General features: G+C 46.1%; 14 protein-coding genes and 1 pseudogene. 12 read left to right on the forward strand and 3 right to left on the reverse strand.

Annotated features, from left to right (window positions below):
* Together AACZ40_RS14470 and AACZ40_RS14475 are read left to right on the forward strand one after the other, a co-directional pair.
* Positions 1 to 339 (forward strand): annotated as a pseudogene (locus AACZ40_RS14470) (hypothetical protein); the annotation flags it as partial.
* Entirely contained in the window at positions 336 to 1,001 is a 666-nt protein-coding gene (locus tag AACZ40_RS14475; RefSeq protein ID WP_339674780.1) for a ThiF family adenylyltransferase, read from the forward strand. The pseudogene AACZ40_RS14470 and the gene AACZ40_RS14475, both read left to right, overlap by 4 nt.
* Before the next feature lie 636 nt (positions 1,002 to 1,637).
* Here the strand turns inward: AACZ40_RS14475 and AACZ40_RS14480 are convergent.
* Positions 1,638 to 2,318 carry a CerR family C-terminal domain-containing protein gene (locus AACZ40_RS14480; protein WP_291170359.1) on the reverse strand — a complete coding sequence of 227 codons (681 nt, stop codon included), beginning with the start codon at positions 2,316 to 2,318 and terminating at the stop codon, positions 1,638 to 1,640.
* A gap of 568 nt (positions 2,319 to 2,886) precedes the next feature.
* Here AACZ40_RS14480 and AACZ40_RS14485 point away from each other — a divergent pair.
* From AACZ40_RS14485 to AACZ40_RS14500, 4 genes are all read left to right on the forward strand, one after another.
* A complete protein-coding gene (locus AACZ40_RS14485; RefSeq protein ID WP_291170361.1) occupies positions 2,887 to 3,375 on the forward strand; it encodes a DUF2141 domain-containing protein in 489 nt (162 codons plus the stop codon).
* A 424-nt stretch (positions 3,376 to 3,799) separates the two neighbouring features.
* The gene (locus tag AACZ40_RS14490) at positions 3,800 to 4,969 is read left to right on the forward strand and encodes an efflux RND transporter periplasmic adaptor subunit (RefSeq protein WP_291170363.1); all 1,170 of its coding nucleotides are present in this window, start codon (positions 3,800 to 3,802) and stop codon (positions 4,967 to 4,969) included.
* Entirely contained in the window at positions 4,966 to 6,177 is a 1,212-nt protein-coding gene (locus AACZ40_RS14495; RefSeq protein WP_291170365.1) for an ABC transporter permease, read from the forward strand. The genes AACZ40_RS14490 and AACZ40_RS14495 overlap by 4 nt, the downstream gene beginning before the upstream one ends.
* 12 nt (positions 6,178 to 6,189) lie before the next feature.
* On the forward strand, positions 6,190 to 6,879 hold the full coding sequence (locus AACZ40_RS14500; RefSeq protein ID WP_291170367.1) for an ABC transporter ATP-binding protein: 690 nt from the start codon (positions 6,190 to 6,192) through the stop codon (positions 6,877 to 6,879).
* A gap of 624 nt (positions 6,880 to 7,503) precedes the next feature.
* Here AACZ40_RS14500 and AACZ40_RS14505 read toward each other — a convergent pair.
* Both AACZ40_RS14505 and AACZ40_RS14510 read right to left on the reverse strand, forming a co-directional pair.
* Entirely contained in the window at positions 7,504 to 8,979 is a 1,476-nt protein-coding gene (locus AACZ40_RS14505) for a copper oxidase (protein WP_291170369.1), read from the reverse strand.
* Positions 8,980 to 9,040: 61 nt separating this feature from the next.
* The gene (locus AACZ40_RS14510; protein WP_291170370.1) at positions 9,041 to 10,513 is read right to left on the reverse strand and encodes a TolC family protein; all 1,473 of its coding nucleotides are present in this window, start codon (positions 10,511 to 10,513) and stop codon (positions 9,041 to 9,043) included.
* Positions 10,514 to 11,278: 765 nt separating this feature from the next.
* Between AACZ40_RS14510 and AACZ40_RS14515 the strand changes: the two genes are divergently transcribed.
* The 6 genes from AACZ40_RS14515 (at position 11,279) to AACZ40_RS14540 (ending at position 19,371) form a co-directional block, all read left to right on the forward strand.
* Positions 11,279 to 12,115 (forward strand): IS3 family transposase, encoded by an 837-nt coding sequence (locus tag AACZ40_RS14515; protein ID WP_291170371.1) that lies wholly within the window; start codon positions 11,279 to 11,281, stop codon positions 12,113 to 12,115.
* A gap of 926 nt (positions 12,116 to 13,041) precedes the next feature.
* Positions 13,042 to 14,358, forward strand: a complete 1,317-nt coding sequence (locus tag AACZ40_RS14520; protein WP_291170373.1) for an APC family permease — start codon at positions 13,042 to 13,044, stop codon at positions 14,356 to 14,358.
* Between the two features lie 125 nt (positions 14,359 to 14,483).
* Entirely contained in the window at positions 14,484 to 14,903 is a 420-nt protein-coding gene (locus tag AACZ40_RS14525; protein WP_291170375.1) for a MerR family DNA-binding protein, read from the forward strand.
* Between the two features lie 17 nt (positions 14,904 to 14,920).
* A complete protein-coding gene (locus AACZ40_RS14530) occupies positions 14,921 to 15,712 on the forward strand; it encodes a MauE/DoxX family redox-associated membrane protein (protein ID WP_291170377.1) in 792 nt (263 codons plus the stop codon).
* 1,140 nt (positions 15,713 to 16,852) lie between these two features.
* Positions 16,853 to 18,574, forward strand: coding sequence for an alpha-glucan family phosphorylase (glgP, locus tag AACZ40_RS14535; RefSeq protein ID WP_291170379.1), 1,722 nt, complete (start codon positions 16,853 to 16,855; stop codon positions 18,572 to 18,574).
* A gap of 188 nt (positions 18,575 to 18,762) precedes the next feature.
* Positions 18,763 to 19,371, forward strand: a complete 609-nt coding sequence (locus tag AACZ40_RS14540; RefSeq protein ID WP_291170381.1) for a hypothetical protein — start codon at positions 18,763 to 18,765, stop codon at positions 19,369 to 19,371.
* Positions 19,372 to 19,393 lie beyond the last annotated feature (22 nt).

The following is a 19,393-nucleotide window of genomic DNA, read 5'->3' on the forward strand; positions in this document are numbered from 1 at the left end:
TGTCCGTTACCCAGCCAGATCGATGAAAAAACCTTTAGCCGTGTGTTTGGTCGATCCGACTGGGCCGTGATGTTCATCCTGGCGCGGCAAGGACGAACATATGCTCGATTAAAATTTAATGTGGGACCCACGGCCGAATACGAAATCCCAGTCAAACGGGATTACTCTCACGCATTTGCGGGTTGTGATCCAGAACGTTGGGATGATGAATATTTAACGCACGTGCATCCGCAACATAAAAGTCGCCTGTTCCAGTCTGAGTTTGAACGGGCCGCAGACTATGACTGGGAAGAGGACTGGCTCTTTGCTGAATACGGATTGAAAGGAGAACAAATTTGAACACTTTAAATATGACTACGGATCGTTTCCAGAGACAGAGTGATTTGATCCCGGCGGAACGGCTTTCCCAGCTGACGGCAACCGTCATCGGGGTGGGAGCGATTGGTCGTCAGGTCGCCCTGCAACTGGCGGCCATTGGGACGCCGCGGATACAGTTGATTGATTTTGATATTGTTGAGTTAACGAATATTACGACTCAGGGATATCAGGTGCACGATCTGGGGCGAACTAAAGTAGAAGCAACAGCCAAGGCTATTCAGGAACTGGATGATTCAATTCAGGTGACGACGCATAACGACCGCTATCGAGCAACAATACCTATCGGTGAAGCAGTTTTCTGCTGTGTTGATTCCATTTCAGCACGATCTGCAATCTGGCGGTCCGTCAGCAAAAAATGTGAATTCTGGACAGACGGCAGAATGTTGGGCGAAATCATTCGGGTCCTGGCAGTTTCGTCTACTAATGACTTTGGTCGGTATTCAGAAACATTGTTCTCACAGGCTGAGGCTCAAACTGGCAGCTGTACGTCTCGCAGTACAATTTATGCAGCGAGCATTGCTGCTGGAATAATGATTCACCAGTTTACGCGTTGGCTGCGAGGCATTCCCGTTGACTTTGATTCGACCTTCAATCTGCTTGCTGGTGAAGTTACTGTAAAATGAAAACACTGAAGTATAATATTTTCAGCATTACAAATTTGAAATGCGATTTTATAGCGGGTCACCAGTAGTGGTGGCCCGCTACCCCTTTCTTTACCTATCAGAGAAGTGACCGAATACTTAGCAAGTCAGAGCTAATTTTCTGAAAGATTTGACATCCTGGACTCCAGACCACATATTAAAAACTTTCCTATCTCAACAATTGGCAATTAAAATCCCTACTCAGAAACTGCTATGAAAAAAGTATCATCTTCTAATCTGGTTGCATAAAAGGTTAAATCTACGGGATCACAGGCACTGGTTGTCTCATGCCAGGGAATAGCCTGGTTAAAATCAGATGACAGAGAGAGAGGTTCATCCATACATGAAAGACTACTGGAAGTAGCATTACATTCCAGCCGTCTGCCTGGATCATCCTGCCGATATTTTGAAATCTAAAACGAGGATGGCGACGTACCAAATTGCCTTTGCTTCACGCTAGGCTGAATCGGACACTCCGGTGACCGAAGTGCCCGCAAGCTCAAAATCCTGATTAGTATATCAAGTTCTGGATCCAGTTAAGGGGACACGTCAGAAACGCATTCAGAGACGTCCAATCAAACATGCTATTCGAAGCATAAAGTCAATTTATTTCTTCAACTACTTGGAATCGATTTCATTTACAATGGAAGCGATTCCAGCCAGTGCGTATTCGGCCAAGTGGTTAACCAGGGAAGGAGCATCTTTTTGTGCAAAACCGAGGTTGGGGAACATTTCTTGGAGAGAAGGGCGATCACAAATAAGTAACATAAAACACGGACCTATGATACTTAAACATCCACGTTCCACTGCGGGATGATTCACTGGTAATCCCATCAATTCGCTAACAATGCCTTTAAGAATAAAAATCCTTTCGATTCTCTCTTTTCCTTTGAAGGATGCAGTAACGGAAGTGGGATGGACAAGTTCTCGACTAATGACGCGTAATACCCAAGAGGAAGAAATCGGGCTGGTTAGAGCTTGGACAAAAATCCCCACGAACCCATATAACTTTGCATGCGGATCAGATTTTGCTTCTATAGTACTTCTAATGGAATCAGTCGTGATTAATCTAGATGCAGCTTCATGAAGTACAGCCTTATATAGTTCTTCCACACTTCCAAAATAGTAATTTACAGAAGCTGCATTCGTGTTTGCCAGCTCCGTGATCTCTTTGCTGGTTGCACGATCAAACCCCTTTTCAGCAAACACCTGCCCAGCAACTTCTAAAATTTTCTGGCGAGTGGTTGACACTGCCCCTTCATTTTTTGCTGGGATAGTTTTTTGTTTGCCTTTTTTCATTCAATTCACCCTCAGTTTTTGCACTCATGAAATAAAACCCGTTCAAGCACTCGAAAATACTGTTGAGCGCATTTCTAGGAAATCCTTGTCAGAGTTCCCTGATCATATCAATTAAATAATAGCTCTCAAACATGAAACGAGTTATGAAATAATAGATGCATGTAAGACTCAACAGGAAATCGTTGCATTCTGCCATATCAGAGTTGTCTGACCACAAAGCTAGTCCTGATCGAGAAGTAATCTGTGCGATGAGCGAAAATATTACTATGTAGTTACACAATAACACCGCTTGCATCCGGGAAATTATCATGACTCTGGTGTGCACGATTCTGGGTTTTCACTTCATGGGTCTTTCGTCTAATTACATTCTGAAATTCAAATTTCAATTTAAAATTTCAATTTGACCCACTGGGATGCTTTAGATACAATAATCCTACTCCAGAAATGAAGTCTGTGCTTTTGTCCATATTCCGTTGTGGTTTGGCAAAAGAATATTTACACATTGGCACACCACAGCCTGTTTGCCTCAAAGCCTTTATTGACAATCAAATCAAGGAAAGAATTGACTATGCTGACCCGATTACTGAATCGCTCTTTTTATTTAACCATTTTCTCGACATGCTTGTTAGCACAAACAAGCTATGCCGAAGAGAATCAATCAAGCCTTACGGTTGAGGTGGGCAGCATTCCCTCAGAAGGTGCCATTATCACTGTCATTCTTTTCAAGGACCCCAAAGCATTCACTCCTAAAATGGCCACATCTGATCGAGAAAAATGGAAGGGCTATCACTCTGTGGTTGACAATAAGTCACGTGCGGGCAATTCAATCGTAACCTTTGATAAACTTGTTCCCGGTGATTATTCAGTATTCGTTTATTGTGATCTCAATTCGAATAAGAAACTGGATACAAAGTTTCCAGGTATCCCAATTGAGCCAATTGGAACATCAAATAATATCGTACCTCCCAGGCAACGACCTACTTGGAATAATACCAAGATCCGATTGGTACCAGGGAAGAATACAAATAAGATAAAGTTAATTTCAGTCTCACGTTAACTTCGTCTGGTCTTCGTATTAGTAGATTTCAAGTTGATGAACCATGAGATCGTTGATTTACTTTTGTGAGTTTTCAGATGATGATCAAGTCGAGAGTCATTAAACGTTTAAAACGTTCTGGACTCTGTCTTGTTGATGTGTTTACATGATAAAATCAGGCTTTGTGGACTTCCCCCGAGGATAATATGACTAACTATTGGAGCATGTTCCATAATTTCTATTTTGTTCTGAGGCTATTCATAGTTGAACTCCAAGAATTAATTACCAACTTAACTCCCGAGGGGAGTGGTCTACTTTGCACTCCCATTAAATTCGTTTAATTCATGTACAATTTTTTCATAATTCAAATCAACCGAAAAATCGTCATCGTGACCACCGAGCCAATCCATGGAGCATCGGGCCAGAATATGAGGTGCCGTTCCTGATGAAAAATAACCAGATTCGTATCAATATATGGGGCAGGCGATTACTAAAAATATCACTCATTGTACTGACCATAGGGGGGCTTATTCTCTGGTTCAGATATGCTCCTGTTACAGTAATAGAACATCAGATTTCACAAGGCCCCATGATCTCCGAAGTTCTTGGAACAGGAACTCTGGAAGCACGTGTTTCCACAAGGATTAGTCCTAAGATCTCAGGGAGAATTAAAGATATCCTAGTCGATCAGAGGGATCGAGTGCTGAAAGGCGAGCTTCTTGTACGTCTCGATGACGAAGAATTAAAGCAACAAGTGGCGATTGCACAAGCGCAGTTCGAAGCAAGTGCAGCTGCAATTGATCGACTCGAGACAGATCGAGAACGCGCCACAGCAGTATTCGAACAGGCAACTAAAAGCCATAGTCGCATCACATCCCTATTCGAGAAGAGTGCGGCAAGCCAGGCTGAGGTAGATCAATCAACTGAAGCATTAGCAATTGCTGTCTCTGGAGTCTCCCAATCAGAGGCCGCTATCATCGAAGGGAAAAAAGAACTAATAACTGCAGAGAAAACATTAGCGTATCAGAGAGCAAGACTGCAGGATGCTGAAATAACAGCTCCATTTGGTGGAATCGTCGTCAAACGAATTCGGGAACCTGGAGATGTGGTTGTCCCTGGAAGCACTATATTAAATATCATCGCCACTGATGAATTGTGGATCAGCGCATGGGTAGATGAGACGGAGATTGCTCATCTCGAATCAGAGCAATCAGCTAGAGTGTTATTCCGATCAGAGCCACATCATACTTATCTTGGAAGAGTCACACGTCTGGGACTGGAGGCAGACCGTGAGACAAGAGAATTCATTGTCGATGTCGGAGTTCTTGAGCTACCACGAAACTGGGCTGTTGGTCAGCGTGCCGAAGTCTATATTAAAACAGCTGAAAAGAAAAATGTCATCCTGCTTCCGACCAAATTTTTGATGAAAGAAGGAGGTGAGGATGGAGTCTATATAAATAGAGATGGCTTTGCTGTCTGGCAACCAATAGAGGTGGGATTACGTAATCGGGATGCGGTAGAGGTCCTCAGGGGATTGAACACGGGAGACAAGGTTGTCATTGCCACAGATATTAAAAATGGTTTAAAAAATAATCGAAGAATTATAACACCATGAATCTAGCCGCAAGGGATATACGACATAATCTTGGTCGTTTCGCTCTGACCACATTCGGAGTTGGAATGCTTCTAATGGTTGTCATGGGTATGGGAGGGATCTATCGTGGAATCGTAGAGGATGCGACCCTTCTCATTGATAAGATTGGAGCTGATCTCTGGATTGTACAGAAACATACAAGAGGACCGTTTGCAGAACTGTCTCAAGTCCCATCGAATCTTACCCAACGCGCTTTATCAGTCCCTGGTGTTCTGTCGACCAGAGATTTCATTTACCACACAATTCAGCGCGTAAGAAATGATAAGCCATTGCGAATCGCAGTATTAGGACTAAGTTGGCCAACAGACAAAGGCGAATGGATACCACTGATATCAGGACGCCCGCTGGGCCAGAATCATTTTGAGATGATTGCAGACGAATCACTCGGCCTTCAACTAGGCGAGACGATCAAACTAGGGAAAGATGTTTATCTGGTTGTTGGTATTTCACAGAGCATGATTAGTTCCAATGGGGACGGAATCGGGTTTTTCACAGTTGCAGATGCACAGGCGATTCAGTCTGATGCTGCAGGCGAAGCTGTCCGTCTGGAAAGGGCTTCACGAAAAGCACGTGGCGAACGAAGCGAAATGGGACTTCAGCAACCATCCAATCTGGATCTGGCAGAAAGACCTTCAAATGAACTACCAGCGATTTCTCGACCTCAACTGACTGCAGTCATGGTAACTCTCGCTCCTGGGGCAGATCTGAATCAAGTCACCAGAACATTTTCTGGCTGGGGAGACGTCTCCGTTTTCACAAAGTCAGGTCAACGAGAGTTGCTTCTGAAAGGCAGTGTCGAAAAAATTCGACGCCAGATCGGCCTTTTCAAAATTCTATTGACTGTTATCGCAGCGGTCATCATGGCATTGATTCTTTACACACTGACACTGGATAAGATCCATTCTATTGCATTATTAAAACTGATAGGAGCTCCCAATCACGTTATCGTAGGATTAATTATGCAACAAGCCCTGGTGTTAGGGGTACTCGGCTTTGTAATAGCGTATCTCTTGGGGCAGAAAGTCTTTCCGCTGTTCCCTCGACGTGTGATTCTTTTAGAATCTGATTTATATCAGCTGGCATTCATTGTTCTGGTTATCTCTATTGTATCAAGTCTCTTAGGGATCTGGAAAGCCATGCGAGTTTCTCCTAATGAAGCTCTATCTTAAAAGAAGAGGTTTATGGATAATTATTATGCGATTGAAGCAATCAATCTGACTAAAATTTACGGTAGTGGTAATACGGAAGTGATCGCCATGCAAAGTGCATCACTTCAATTGAAACGCGGGGAAATTGCTGCTCTTTTAGGGCCAAGTGGTTCCGGTAAATCCACATTTCTTACTGCTGTTGGACTTATTAATCCGCCCACCTCTGGAACAGTAACTATCGGCGGGCAGCTGGTTTTGGAAGGTCAGCAAAGCCAATCGAATCTTCGTTCTTTTCGGCGCCAGCATATAGGATATGTTTTTCAGAAATCAAATTTAATTCCGTTTTTAACCGCTCTTGAAAATGTGCAAATCTCCCTGGAGCTCAATGGTAACTCTAAACGAGAATCTCAAGACAAAGCTCAACAATTGCTAGATGAACTCGGAATTGGAGAACGTTCAGACAATCTGCCTTCGATGCTTTCAGGAGGCCAGCAACAGCGAGTTGCTGTAGCGCGTGCCCTGGCTAATCAACCTAATGTGATACTGGCAGATGAACCCACGGCAGCACTGGATAGCAAACGAGGAAGACAAGTGATGGAACTTTTTGCTCAGGTTGCTCACTCTCGCGGGGCAGGTGTGATTGTTGTAACGCACGACCATAGAGCTCTGGATGTATTTGACACAATCTATGAAATGGAAGACGGTAAGATGTATCAGAAGTAATACCACATGTCACTTTGATTTATCCGTTAATTATTCCACTTAAATAATCAATAATTTACACTATGTCGAGAATTTGACATCTTGCACAGAAGTGCCGCATAAGCTATAGCAATCAGCCCCTGACGAGATGTACTTTGGGACTAGCCAAGAGATACCAGGGCAACTGCAAGAAGCGCGTATCGCGGTGAGAAAATCATGGATGGGTGCAAATCGAGCTCAGAGCTGTCGGATGTGAATAGAACTTAACGTTGTCAGAAAATGAGCGTGAGGAGAGGCTTAGTGGGAGGGATTCGAACGGTTGGGTTTACGCAATTCATGATCTCCACCGGCGATTTCACCCTGTGATCGCTGCCTCACCTTGTAAGAGCCATTTCGGGCGGCAATGATCCCTGTTTCATTGCCCAAAGGACTGTACTTTTCCCAAGAGCGAGAACTCGCGCAAAAATGCCAGAAATTTCGTGACAATCAGCACGGTCAATATCCGAATGGCCCGGCGTCGTCGTGTTAGCGATAATGCAAACAATCGTAGGTCCAATCTGATGAATGTTGAACAATCAGTCAGCGAGAAATCTGTAATAGACCAGCAATTAATTCGGGAGGGGATGCTTTCCACCGAGCCCGGAATCAATCATCGTTGTGCATTTTCTGCATCACGTCGGGCGGAGTGGGTTCGTAATCTTCAATCGTGCCGAAGCGTTTGACAATCTCTTCAAAAATAGAACCTTTGGGAATTTCTTCCTGTGTATCCATGACGCGCTCGTAAAGGTCACCAGGCAGGACACGGACGGAGGTCATCAGGCCGGCCATAGACATCATGACGTTGGCTCGCATTCCTTTGACTTCCCTGCGGGACCAGAGTTTTTTCATCATGGGCTTCGTCATGGTCATGCCTTGCATTTTCTGCGGATAACCGGGAATTTCGAATTTGGGATCCTGATGCATTTTGACCCGAGGCCGTGTATCAAGGCTGGTGAGGTAGCGGTCGACTTTGGCATTTTCCCGCATACGGGGGCCGACTTGTTCTACCATATGATTCATCATGTGATGCACCATGTGGCAGTGGAACATCCAGTCGCCGGGGTTGTTGGCGATGAATTCAAAGTCAGCTGCCTGAGCGACGCCGACGAGTTCGGTGTTGCGGGGGATCCAGGCGGATTTAGGGATACGTGCCCCCTCGTGGCCGGTTATCCAGAAAGTGTGCCCGTGCATATGGATGGGATGGTGCTGCACGGGACTGAAATCCAGGAGGCGCACACGCACGCGTTCGCCATGCTTGCAGACCAGGGGCGTGGCATAGGGACCGCTTCGCCCGTTAATCGTATGCCAGTTCCAGTCCATACTCCAACTGTTGGCGACGGTCTGCATTGGATCGATGCGGAAGTTCTGAAAGATGACGCCGAAGTCGCGGTCGACCGGGGGATCCCAGACTTTTTTGGGGTGCACGATAAACCAGCCCACCATGCCAAAGGCTTCTTGCATCGCCACATGCGAATGGTAGAAGAAAGTCCCTTCTTCATGTACATCAAATTCGTATTTAAAAGTTTTTCCCGGCTTGATGGGATTTTGCGTCATTGTATCAGCACCATCATATTGCACTGGCATCTCGAAGCCATGCCAGTGGACCGAAGTCTCCTCCGGTAATTCATTATGCACGATGATCCGAATACGATCCCCCTGGGTCACTTCAATTGTGGGACCGGGCATGGAACCGTTAAAACCGTAGACATTCATCCAATGGCCGGGCAGGAACTCCCGTGCGACGGGTTCACAGACCAGATGGAACTCCTTGGCGCCATTTTTCATCTTCCAGGGTAGCTTATCCAGATCATTCGCGATAAAGGGGGCCGGGCCGTCAGCGGGGTTGCGAAAACCGGGAACCCGCTTGCCGATATAATAATCGCTGTCGGGATCATTTCCGCGGCTGGGACGAAAACGCGAGAATCCGTCATATTCGTCCTGAACTTCGTGTTTCTCTGAAGCTTGAGATGCCTGATGCCCATTTGATAACGCTGCCGCAGCCGAGGTACCGGCGCTTAATGCAGCAAAAGTGCCTACAGTTCCATTTTTCAGAAAGGCGCGCCGGGAGGATGAGTCAGACATACCAGAACTCCTGTTTAAAAATCTAAGCGAGTAAAAGGCTGTAAGCAGACGGCGCATCCGATTAGCGAGGTTGAGCGACGGAATCGATATGACCGGGGGGCGTGGGAGATTCTGCGGCCTTTAAGCCCCCATGGAGGAGAAATCCGTTGATCAATGTTTCATTGCTGCGCCACGCAATGAGCTGATGCACATAGTGCTCCCGCAGTTGATAATACTCCCGCTGGGTTTTCAGGACTTCTCCCCAGTTCTGTCGATTTTCCTTATAGGCATCAAGCTGGTTCGCATAAGCGGCCTTTGCTTCAGGCAGGATGACCGATTTGAATTCTATCACATGCTGGAGTGCTGTCAAATATTTCTGGTAGTGCAACGCCAGGTTCTGACGCAGTCTGAGTTTTGTGCGTCGGATTTCTGCATTCTGGCGGGCCAGGTCGGCCTCGGCCTGCTTGATCGTACCCTGATTGCGATCAAAGATCGGCACTTCCATGAAGACCTGCACCGAGGCGACCGGCTCACGAGACTCATGATTGTATCCCGTGGCTGCTTTCACAAAAATGTTGGGGACAGGTTCGACTCGTTCTCGCTCGAGGGTGATACAGTCTGCCTGCCACTTCGCTGTGGCTGCCAGAACTTCAGGACTGTCGGTATACAGGTTTTCGACTGCTTGGTTGAAATCAATCATTGATTCCATATCTTCCGCAAGTTCGCCCTTGAGCGGTTGCGGCTCCAGTTCCACTCCTACCAGGGAGCTGAGCATGGCAAACTGGCTACGATACATGTTTTCGGCATTGAGCAAAGAAAGCCGGGTGCGTTGCAGGGATACATTAGAAAGATGAAGTTCAGCCTGTGTGGCCTGCCCCTGGTTGAACCGCTCGCGAGTTGTCAGTGCAGAGTCTTCCGCTGCTTTAAGCAATTCACGGCGTATGTCGACGATCTGTCGATGGCCCAGCGTTTTCCAGAAATGGATCCGGACATCATTACAGACCCTCCACTGTTGAGTTACTGCCATCCATTCCGCTGTTTTCGCACGCTGTTGGTATTTTCGCCGACTGATCGCCCGCTTGTTGGCGGTAACGATTTCCTGTTGAATGGCGCCGCCTTGAAATTCTCCCGGCGTGTCGGTGTCGGTGGAAGAATCCACGAAGATCTGTTCGGCAATATAATAGAAAGTCGGATTAGGATACAGTCCGGCTTCAAGGGCCTTGCCTAGTGTCCCCTGAATCTGATGTTGTGCTTGAACCAACGTCGGATTATTTTCCGTTGCCATCATTAACAGCGCATCCAGGCTGAGATCTGTCTCTGAGGGCTGTGGTGTCTCCTGCTTCATCAGGCTTTCCACACCAGCAGGTGACTGAGGGAAGGACATGGGGGGAATAAACCGTCGCCCGACTTGATCTTCGGAAGCACCGGCGTTTTGGGGTTTTGCAGCAGGTGGGACAAAGGGGAAAGCACCCTGGGCAAATAGTAATTGAGGCACACAGGATCTGCCGAGTATCATCAGTAACAGCAAGACCTTACGGGATATTGAAGCTGGCATATAAGACCTCAGACTAAATTCTGATCAGAATGGATTGGAGTATCGCAGTCCAGAAATACAGAACAACGATCTGAGACAATGAAATAATGCATGCGCAACTGTTTCAGTAAAACGAAACCGTTTAGAGATAGACTCGTCTGTCTGTACAGCTCTGCTTTATCCAAGAGCCGCGCACATTCTGCTTATTCCGTAAAATAGGAACTAATTCACCTGACAGTTTTTATAAACTCTGTATGTTACCAATCGATCTTTTTACGTCTTCACTAGTGATGTGTCTCCATGAATGATACCCAACAGAACATTGTAGATGGCATACGAAACGATATGCAGCCAAAACACTTGGTTGCTGGTTGCATGGATATATCCTTTGAGCGATTGGCTGCCTGCTCCAATCCATAGACGAAGACCAAACCTAGTAGACCAACAAGCATAGCAGGTTTTATGCGACACATTCGTAGCCGCCATCCGCCGGGGCTTGCGGAGGACTTCGTGGCGTCCCTGAGATTTAGAAAGAAGAGGGACAAGAACGTAAGCAACGGTCACGCCACCAGCGATGGACAATCCTCGACTGTAGGATATCACATCCAGAAAGAGGAGCTTACCCTCTAGCAAGCGAATTGCGGAATGTGTGGTTGCTCTAATGAATGAGGCTATAGCCACGATAAGCCTAACCGGACGCATTTGATTTGGTGAGTTCTTCAGAAGGAATCCGAGACTGACAGTACTTCTTGGAGAGGATGATTGCCGCCAAGGCTAGGGAAAGGTATGAGGTCTGATCGTCGTCGAATAGTGGTGAAGCGGCTTCAGGTGGGTTATTGTCAAAGTGAACGCCGTGTTTGCAGGGCATTGAACTTTCCACGAGCCAGCCACCGCTACAAAAGTGTTCGAGACGAGAGGACCCAATTACGAATCCGGTTACGTGATCTGGCCGGTACCCGCGTGCATTACGGATATCGGCGGTTACATATCCTGCTTTCGCGAGAAGGTTGGCACGTCAATCACAAACTGGTGTACTGGCTCTATATCGAAGAAGGCCTGCAAATGCGTCGAAAACGCCCCCGGCGGAATCGAAGCTGCCAAATTCGAAAAACACGGCAACAAGCCAGTCGCACCAATGAGAGTTGGAGCATGGACTTCATGGCCGATCAGCTGTTTAACGGGCAGCGGTTCCGGCTGTTGACGTTAGTCGATAACTTTAGTCGTGAGAGTCTGGTCATTCAGGTGGGAACACGGCTAACTGGAGATGATGTGGTGGCGGCTCTGGATCGTGTCAAAGAGGCTCGAGGCTGTCCCCAGTCAATCCGTGTGGATAACGGCCCCGAGTTCATTTCAAAGAGTCTGGACTGGTGGGCTTACTTCAACAACGTGACTCTGGATTTCAGTCGACTGGGAAAACCAACCGACAATGCGTATATTGAATCGTTCAATGGGCGAGTTCGCCAGGAGTGTTTAAACCAGCATTGGTTTTTAAGCCTGGAAGACGCTCAGGAACAAATCGACCAGTGGCGGCTGGACTACAACGAAAACCGCCCACACAGCTCACTGGGAAATCAGACCCCGGTAGAGTTCGCGAAAAAGTCATCCCTGGCGCGCCAGGGATGACTTTAACTTGGATCTCTAACATTCCAACTGGTACAAGGTTGGGGGCAAGGTCATGGTACTTACTACGTTCTTTACCCGTGCAATTAATAGAAAAGTCAATGTAGAAAACCTATCGTTAATTCAGTCATAATTGGTTCAATATAGCCTGGCGTAAATCCATCTTGAATAAAGTTGGTACCCGCGTTTAATACCACTACACGATAACTCTGAGTGCGATTCTCCTCTTTCTGTGATTTTTCGTGGCGAAGAGTGCCGTCTAAATTAGCCCCGATATCTTCTCACCGGTTCCAAAGTAGATCTGGTCAATGTGAAATAATACCCGTGGTATTGCTCAAAATAGAAAGGGAGCAGTTTTTAGATCATTTTCACGGAATCCAGTTTGGACAATAAAACCTGAGGTGCTAAATCAAGCATCGTTGATGCAAAATAGAAAAATAATTTCTACCGTACGAGGACATTGTTCAATAGTACGGGTTCGACGATCTCAACATCGGTCGCGTTATAGTTCACGCAACTGTCGTCGACAGGCATGGTAATCATTCCTTGCGAAGTTTTCTGACTAGCACAAAGACTTTTGTTCACACGCATTCCAGGTGTAACCGAGATGGGAAAGTTCAAACCAATTGTGAAATATTACATTCAGGGTTTTTGTTAAAGACCGTAGCGATGGAAAATCGTTCAAAGGGATTGCTGACCAACCGTTTCAGTTTTGGATTTTATCAGCTTAGATTGTAAATAGCAGTTCTTAAATCAGATAGAATAGATCTGCATATTGGCACGCGAATTGCCCTTGGATAAGGGGAGTTATTCGAACTTTACTTTTAGACAGAGCAGTACAGAAATCAGTTGAAGATGTTATGTCGAACTCAATACTATAAACAACACAATACTCCAAAGCCGAAGTAACGGCATTAACGGGCTACTTCATGGAACATTCCGACGAGAACTCATCAGAGTATAAAAAGAACAGCCTGACTTTGACTGGTGCTGTTGCGATGGGCACGGGCGTGATGATCGGTGCTGGTATTTTTGCCCTGACCGGACAAGTTGCTGAGCTAGCGAAACAATGGTTCCCGCTCGCATTTCTGGTAGCAGCAATCGTGGCATCTTTCAGTGCTTATTCTTATGTAAAAATGGCACACGCCTATCCATCCGCGGGTGGCATCGCCATGTTTCTTGAGAAGGCTTACGGTAAAACAGCGCTAACAGGTGCATTTGCGCTGCTGATGTACTTTTCCATGATCATCAATGAGAGCTTGGTCGCGAAGACCTTTGGTACGTACACACTGCAACTCTTCAACGTCGGCGAAAATGAATGGTTAGTGGTCGCTCTCGGAGTCGGTTTGCTTGCATTCGCTTTTTTCGTGAATATCTTGAGTAACGAATTCATAGAAAAGCTATCCTTTTTCACTGCATTTATCAAAATTGGCGGGATTGCTCTCTTTGCAATCGGGGGATTGTGGGCTTCCGGTTTTTCATTCGAAAATAGTTCGTCTAATCAAACCGGTGCGGGACCGGGAGAGTTTCTGGGAGCTGTGGCGCTCGCAATTCTGGCCTACAAAGGATTTACTACTATTACAAATAGCGGTGGCGAACTTAAAAATCCTCATAAAAATGTAGGACGAGCCATCATCATCTCGATTGCCCTCTGTCTAGTTCTATATATGCTTGTGACGCTGGCTGTGGGGGGAAGTCTGACGGTCGACGAGATCATTAAAGCGAAAGATTATTCTCTTGCAGAAGCCGCTCGGCCTGCTTTTGGAGATTATGGCGTATGGTTTACTGTATTGTTTGCGATTGTCGCCACGGTTTCCGGTGTGATTGCCAGCGTCTTTGCGGTTTCTCGTATGCTGGCTATGCTCACAGACATGAAGTTAGTACCGCACTCACATTTTGGAATGCCAGGTAGCATCCAAAAACACACATTGGTGTATACCGTTGTGATGGCAATGTTATTAACGGTTTTTTTTGATTTAAGTCGTATCGCCTCGCTCGGTGCCATCTTTTATCTCATCATGGATATCGCCATCCATTGGGGAGTATTTTATCACCTCCGCAAAGAGGTGAAGGCCAGTAGTCTTGTCTTAATCACGGCAATGATATTGGACGTTGTCATTTTAGGAGCGTTTCTGGTAGTTAAAGCCCAGACGGATATGCTGGTAATCTATGTTTCTCTTGTCGGTTTAATCTTAATTTTCCTGGGTGAGTGGCTATTTCTTCACAAAAACCAAACAGGCGACTAACGACGCCATGCGCAGCCGAAAAGCTTGATAATTTCCAGCATCTCTCCTGGTTTGTACTCTACATAGAAATTACCCCTTGACTCCGTACCTTGGTACGGAGTTTATAATGTTTCCAGGAGATGCATATGAGCAAGTTGACAATAGGACGAGTCGCACAGAGTTCGGGAGTTGGTGTTGAGACGGTGCGATTTTATGAACGAAAGGGGCTGATCGAACAGCCTATAGCTCAGGCCACATTTCGGGAGTATCCGCCAGAGGTAATAGAAAGAATCCAGTTTATCAAACGAGCACAGCAGCTCGGGTTCACTCTCGCAGAAGTGAAACAGTTGTTGGGTTTTGCACATAAACCCTCGTCATCAAAACAAGAGGTCAAGCAGCTGGCCGGCCGTAAATTGATTGAAATCAGACATAAAATAGAAGACCTACAACGTCTCGAATCAACCTTGGCGTCGTTGCATGAGAAGTGCAGTGGGCGTGGTACTCTGTCAGGTTGCCCTATTATCGAATCAATTATCTCACCTGATAAATATTCCTGTCACACATAGAATGCGGAGAATTAAAAATGACTATAGTTAAGCAAGTAGATCAACTTCAAGAGGTGACTGTCTCTACAAACATGAAGTGCAGTTCCTGCTTAGAAAAATTACGGCCAGTCCTGGATCAGAACTCTGAGATTGTTGAGTGGGAAGCAGACCTGTCAAATGAACTCAAAACTGTAACAGCAAAAATGCACGGCACTACCCCTCGTGAGAAACTAGTCGAGGCTGTGAAGGGAGCTGGATTCGAAGCAAAGATAACTGAAAATCAGGAGGCCGTTGAGGGTATTCCCGAAGAACGGCAGAGTCATTTAACCAATGAGAAACAGGGGGTAAAAATCAGCACTTATAAGCCCTTGCTTCTCGTCATCTTTTACGTCTGTGGTGCGGCAGTAATTTTGACATCTGCACAAGAAGTGGGATGGGTTTGGGAAAACTTCATGCGTTTCTTTATGGGTTTCTTCTTTTTAGGTTTTGCCTTCTTTAAGCTGCTTGATGTAAGTAAGTTTGCCGACGCCTTCGCGACTTATGATATTGTGGCAAAACGGTCACGTCTCTACGCGTTGCTATACCCGTTTCTTGAATTTTCGCTTGGGATGGCATTTATAATGGGTTGGTTACCGGCTTTAGTAAATACTGTCACACTTGTCGTGATGGGAGTCGGATTAATTGGCGTCATTAAAGCTGTAAGAAAACGCCAGGTGATTCAATGCGCCTGTCTGGGAACAGTGTTTAATCTGCCAATGTCTGCGGTTACCATCATCGAAAATAGTACGATGATCCTCATGGCTCTTTTTATGCTTTTTAGAGATTTGTAAAATGAAAGTTCAGACTGTAGTTAGCGATGATCGAAGTTTTTGTCGGGATCACAGTTAAGCAGAAAAATAATCCCCTCTATCTATTCCCAACAAGAATTTGGCTAAAATGCCATATACCGCCGTAACTTAAATCAACTTTGTGCTCTTGGTTTTGCTGCGAGATTTTCAACCTATGAGATCATCTTCCGTTCCCTAGCAAGATATTCAGACTGCTTACGACAGTTGTATATTATTGATTGACGGAATGAGTTTTTTACATATGTCTCATTTCTCCTAAAAGTGAAAGTTTCGGTGAAGTACTGAGGTCGGTATGGCATCAAAAGGATATGGAACGCGGTTAAATAGCGATCAACGCGGTTAAACAGTGATCGCTATTTAACCTGTGAATATCTCCATTTATTACAGTTCATTAGCTACGAGGAGAATGTCATGTTGCTCAAATCACTTTCTGCTAGCATACTTGCCCTTGGTCTGCTGAGTCCGCCTCCCTCGTCTGGGTTACCGGAATCATTGATCCAGCCAGTGTCGAATACAGCTCAAGTTGAAGTCCAGACCGAAGAAACGGCCAGCCCAATCTGTTGTTTAAAGCGTGCCTACTGCTGCAGCATTCGCAGAAGCTGCTGCCGTGGAAGGTAGGCTATATCAAGCGACAGGTAGTCAATGACCGTATTCGAGGGATTATGTTTTCAAGAGAGGAAACTCAGTGAATATTTCGGTATCTCCAATGCGACGGCTAGCCACTTGTGGCCGGTATCGACAAGAATCGACACAGAGTTGCTCAAGTTTGCTTAAAGAGAAAACTGAAATGAACCATGATTCTAATCAGTTCGATACGACGCATTCGCTGGACGAGTCGTCTAACTCGTCAAATTGCTGCCTCGCCACCATTGCGAGGCAGCGATTGCATTCAAGTGGGTATGCCTTGCTCAAATTAGTTCAGTGCGAGCAAAAAAACGGCGTTATTGTAATTCGAGGGACTGTTTCGAGCTATTTTCTGAAGCAAATCGCTCAGGAACAGCTTCGTTCGATACAGGGTATGACTCATATTGTCAACGAGCTTGTAGTGCAGAAGGAGTTATAGCAACAGTCTGCATTCATGATAGTACGGTAAAACAGTCTTTCTACCGGGTGAATTGATAGATGAATAAGATAAATCGACCAGCTGTTGCTTACTTTTCGATGGAGATTGCGCTTCACCCAGACATGCCGACATACAGTGGCGGTCTTGGAATGCTGGCAGGCGATACGCTCCGAGCCGCTGCTGATCTCGGCATCTCAATGATCGCCGTTACGCTGTTGCATCGCCAGGGGTACTTTTCACAGAGCTTAGATGCGTCCGGATGGCAGCATGAAGGTCCAATTCCATGGAATATTGAGCGATATTGTCACGAGCTACCAATACGAACCGACGTGACCATCGAAGGTCGTCACATGCAACTGCGCGCCTGGAAGTACGAGGTGACCGGATGCGGCAGACATGTGATTCCGGTTCTCTTGCTGGATACTGATTTGGAAGAAAACTCGGACTGGGATCGTACCTTGACTAACAATCTTTATGGTGGCGACAGTCATTACCGACTTTGCCAAGAAGTCGTGCTGGGAGTAGGTGGCGTACGTGTGTTACGTGCGCTCGGCTACAATGATGTCGCACGTTTTCATATGAACGAAGGGCACGCGGCCCTGCTGGGGCTTGAATTACTCGATGAAAGCGCGAAGTCGGCTGGTCGTAGCACCTTTAACACCGAAGATGTGCAAACGGTCCGTCGTAACTGCATTTTCACGACTCATACTCCGGTTTCTGCGGGACATGACAGGTTTCCAATAGATCAAGTCCAGCGTACGCTTGGTCGATCCGATCTCTTTGATAATCACGAAGTGTTTTGCTGTGCCGGCGAATTGAACATGACCTATCTTGCACTCAATCTCAGCCATTATGTCAACGGCGTCGCGAAGAAGCACGGCGAGGTTTCAAGAAAAATGCTTGTGCCACGAGACATTGACCATCACTACACGATTGACCACATCACCAATGGGGGCCATTTAGGGACGTGGGCCACACCTTCATTCGCAAATCTTTTTGATCGCTTCCTACCCGGCTGGCGCGAAGACAACGCCAGCCTTCGTGGTGTGTTGTCAATTCCGGCTGCTGAAGTTTGGAAGGCGCATCAAGCAGCCAAGCAGAATCTCATTGATGAGATCAATGTGCGTACGCAAGCCTCTTTCGATATCAAAACTTTCACACTCGGTTTTGCGCGTCGTGCTACGGCCTACAAAAGAGCGAATCTGTTGCTGCACGATACGATTCGACTGAGGAATTTGGCGGAGCAGACAGGGAGAGTACAGATTGTATTTGCTGGAAAAGCTCATCCACACGACAAGCAAGGTAAGCAATTGATTCAGGAGATAATGCGGCTGAAGGACACGATACTTCCCGAGGTAAAAATTGTTTATCTCGAAAATTACGATTGGGATTTGGCACGGTTCATCACCTCTGGCGTTGACGTCTGGCTCAATACGCCGCAGCCACCATTGGAAGCTTCAGGCACCAGTGGTATGAAAGCAGCCCTGAATGGTGTCCCAAGCCTAAGTATACTTGACGGATGGTGGATTGAGGGTTGTATAGAAGACGTAACTGGTTGGGCAATTGGTGATGCCAAATCCTCAGATATGGGAGAGGCTGATTGCTCCGCTCGAGATGGGAATTTACTTTACGAAAAGCTCCAAAATGTCGTGATACCGCTGTATTATGAACAAAGAGATGCTTGGTTGAGAATTATGTCTCATACGATTGCATTGAATGCACCCTACTTCAACACACAGCGAATGATACAACAATACGTATTGAAGGCTTACTACGAGTAGAAATCGCCTGGGCTCTCCATGGTTGATCGCCAGCCTAACCTTATGGTGTATCAAAATTTATTAGTTGAGTTGTGAGGTGATGGGTGAAACTGATCAAAAAATTAGAGTTCAAAGAAGAATCGGTGTCAGAGAAGCATCAAATCTGGAAACAGACATTGTTACTACCACGAAACTGAAAGGAAATAGCCATGACAAAAATTAATACATTGGTCCAAGCGCTTCTGGATATTAGCAAGTCTCGTCGAAGTATCCTAGTCCCCATTTTGTTGTTAGCTTTCATACTCGCGATAACACCAGTTCCATTTGCCATGTCGCTGGATGCAGCACCTGCCAATGAGGGAGTCGATATTCGTTTCTTCCAAAAGAAATTGGAACTTGCCAAACATGACTTGAAGACGGCGGTGAAAGCCAATCAACGAGTTCCTAATCTGACTTCAAAGCTGATGATGATTCGGTTGCAGAATCAGGTCGACTATATGGAAACGCTGCTCAAACGCGCAACGGCAAAAACAGACCATGACTTGCATACTACCCATCTTCAAAACGTGGAGAATGATGTGACACTTGCAGAGCAGCAATTGGTGTGGGCCAAAGATGTCAACCAACATCAAGAAGGACTCGTCAGTGATGACGAGGTAAAACGTTTGCAACTTTCGGTAGACCTCGCTCGGTTGGCTTTGGAGCGAGCAAAGCAACCTAAGATTAAAGCGGATCCTCTACATCACCTGCAGTGGCAAATTGATCGTTTGCGATCAGAACTGCTTAATCTTCAAGTTGAATTCGAGCGAGTTCGGTAGGGACACTAAAAAAGGATTGCCA

It is taken from the genome of uncultured Gimesia sp., from assembly GCF_963972345.1.
Lineage (GTDB): Bacteria > Planctomycetota > Planctomycetia > Planctomycetales > Planctomycetaceae > Gimesia.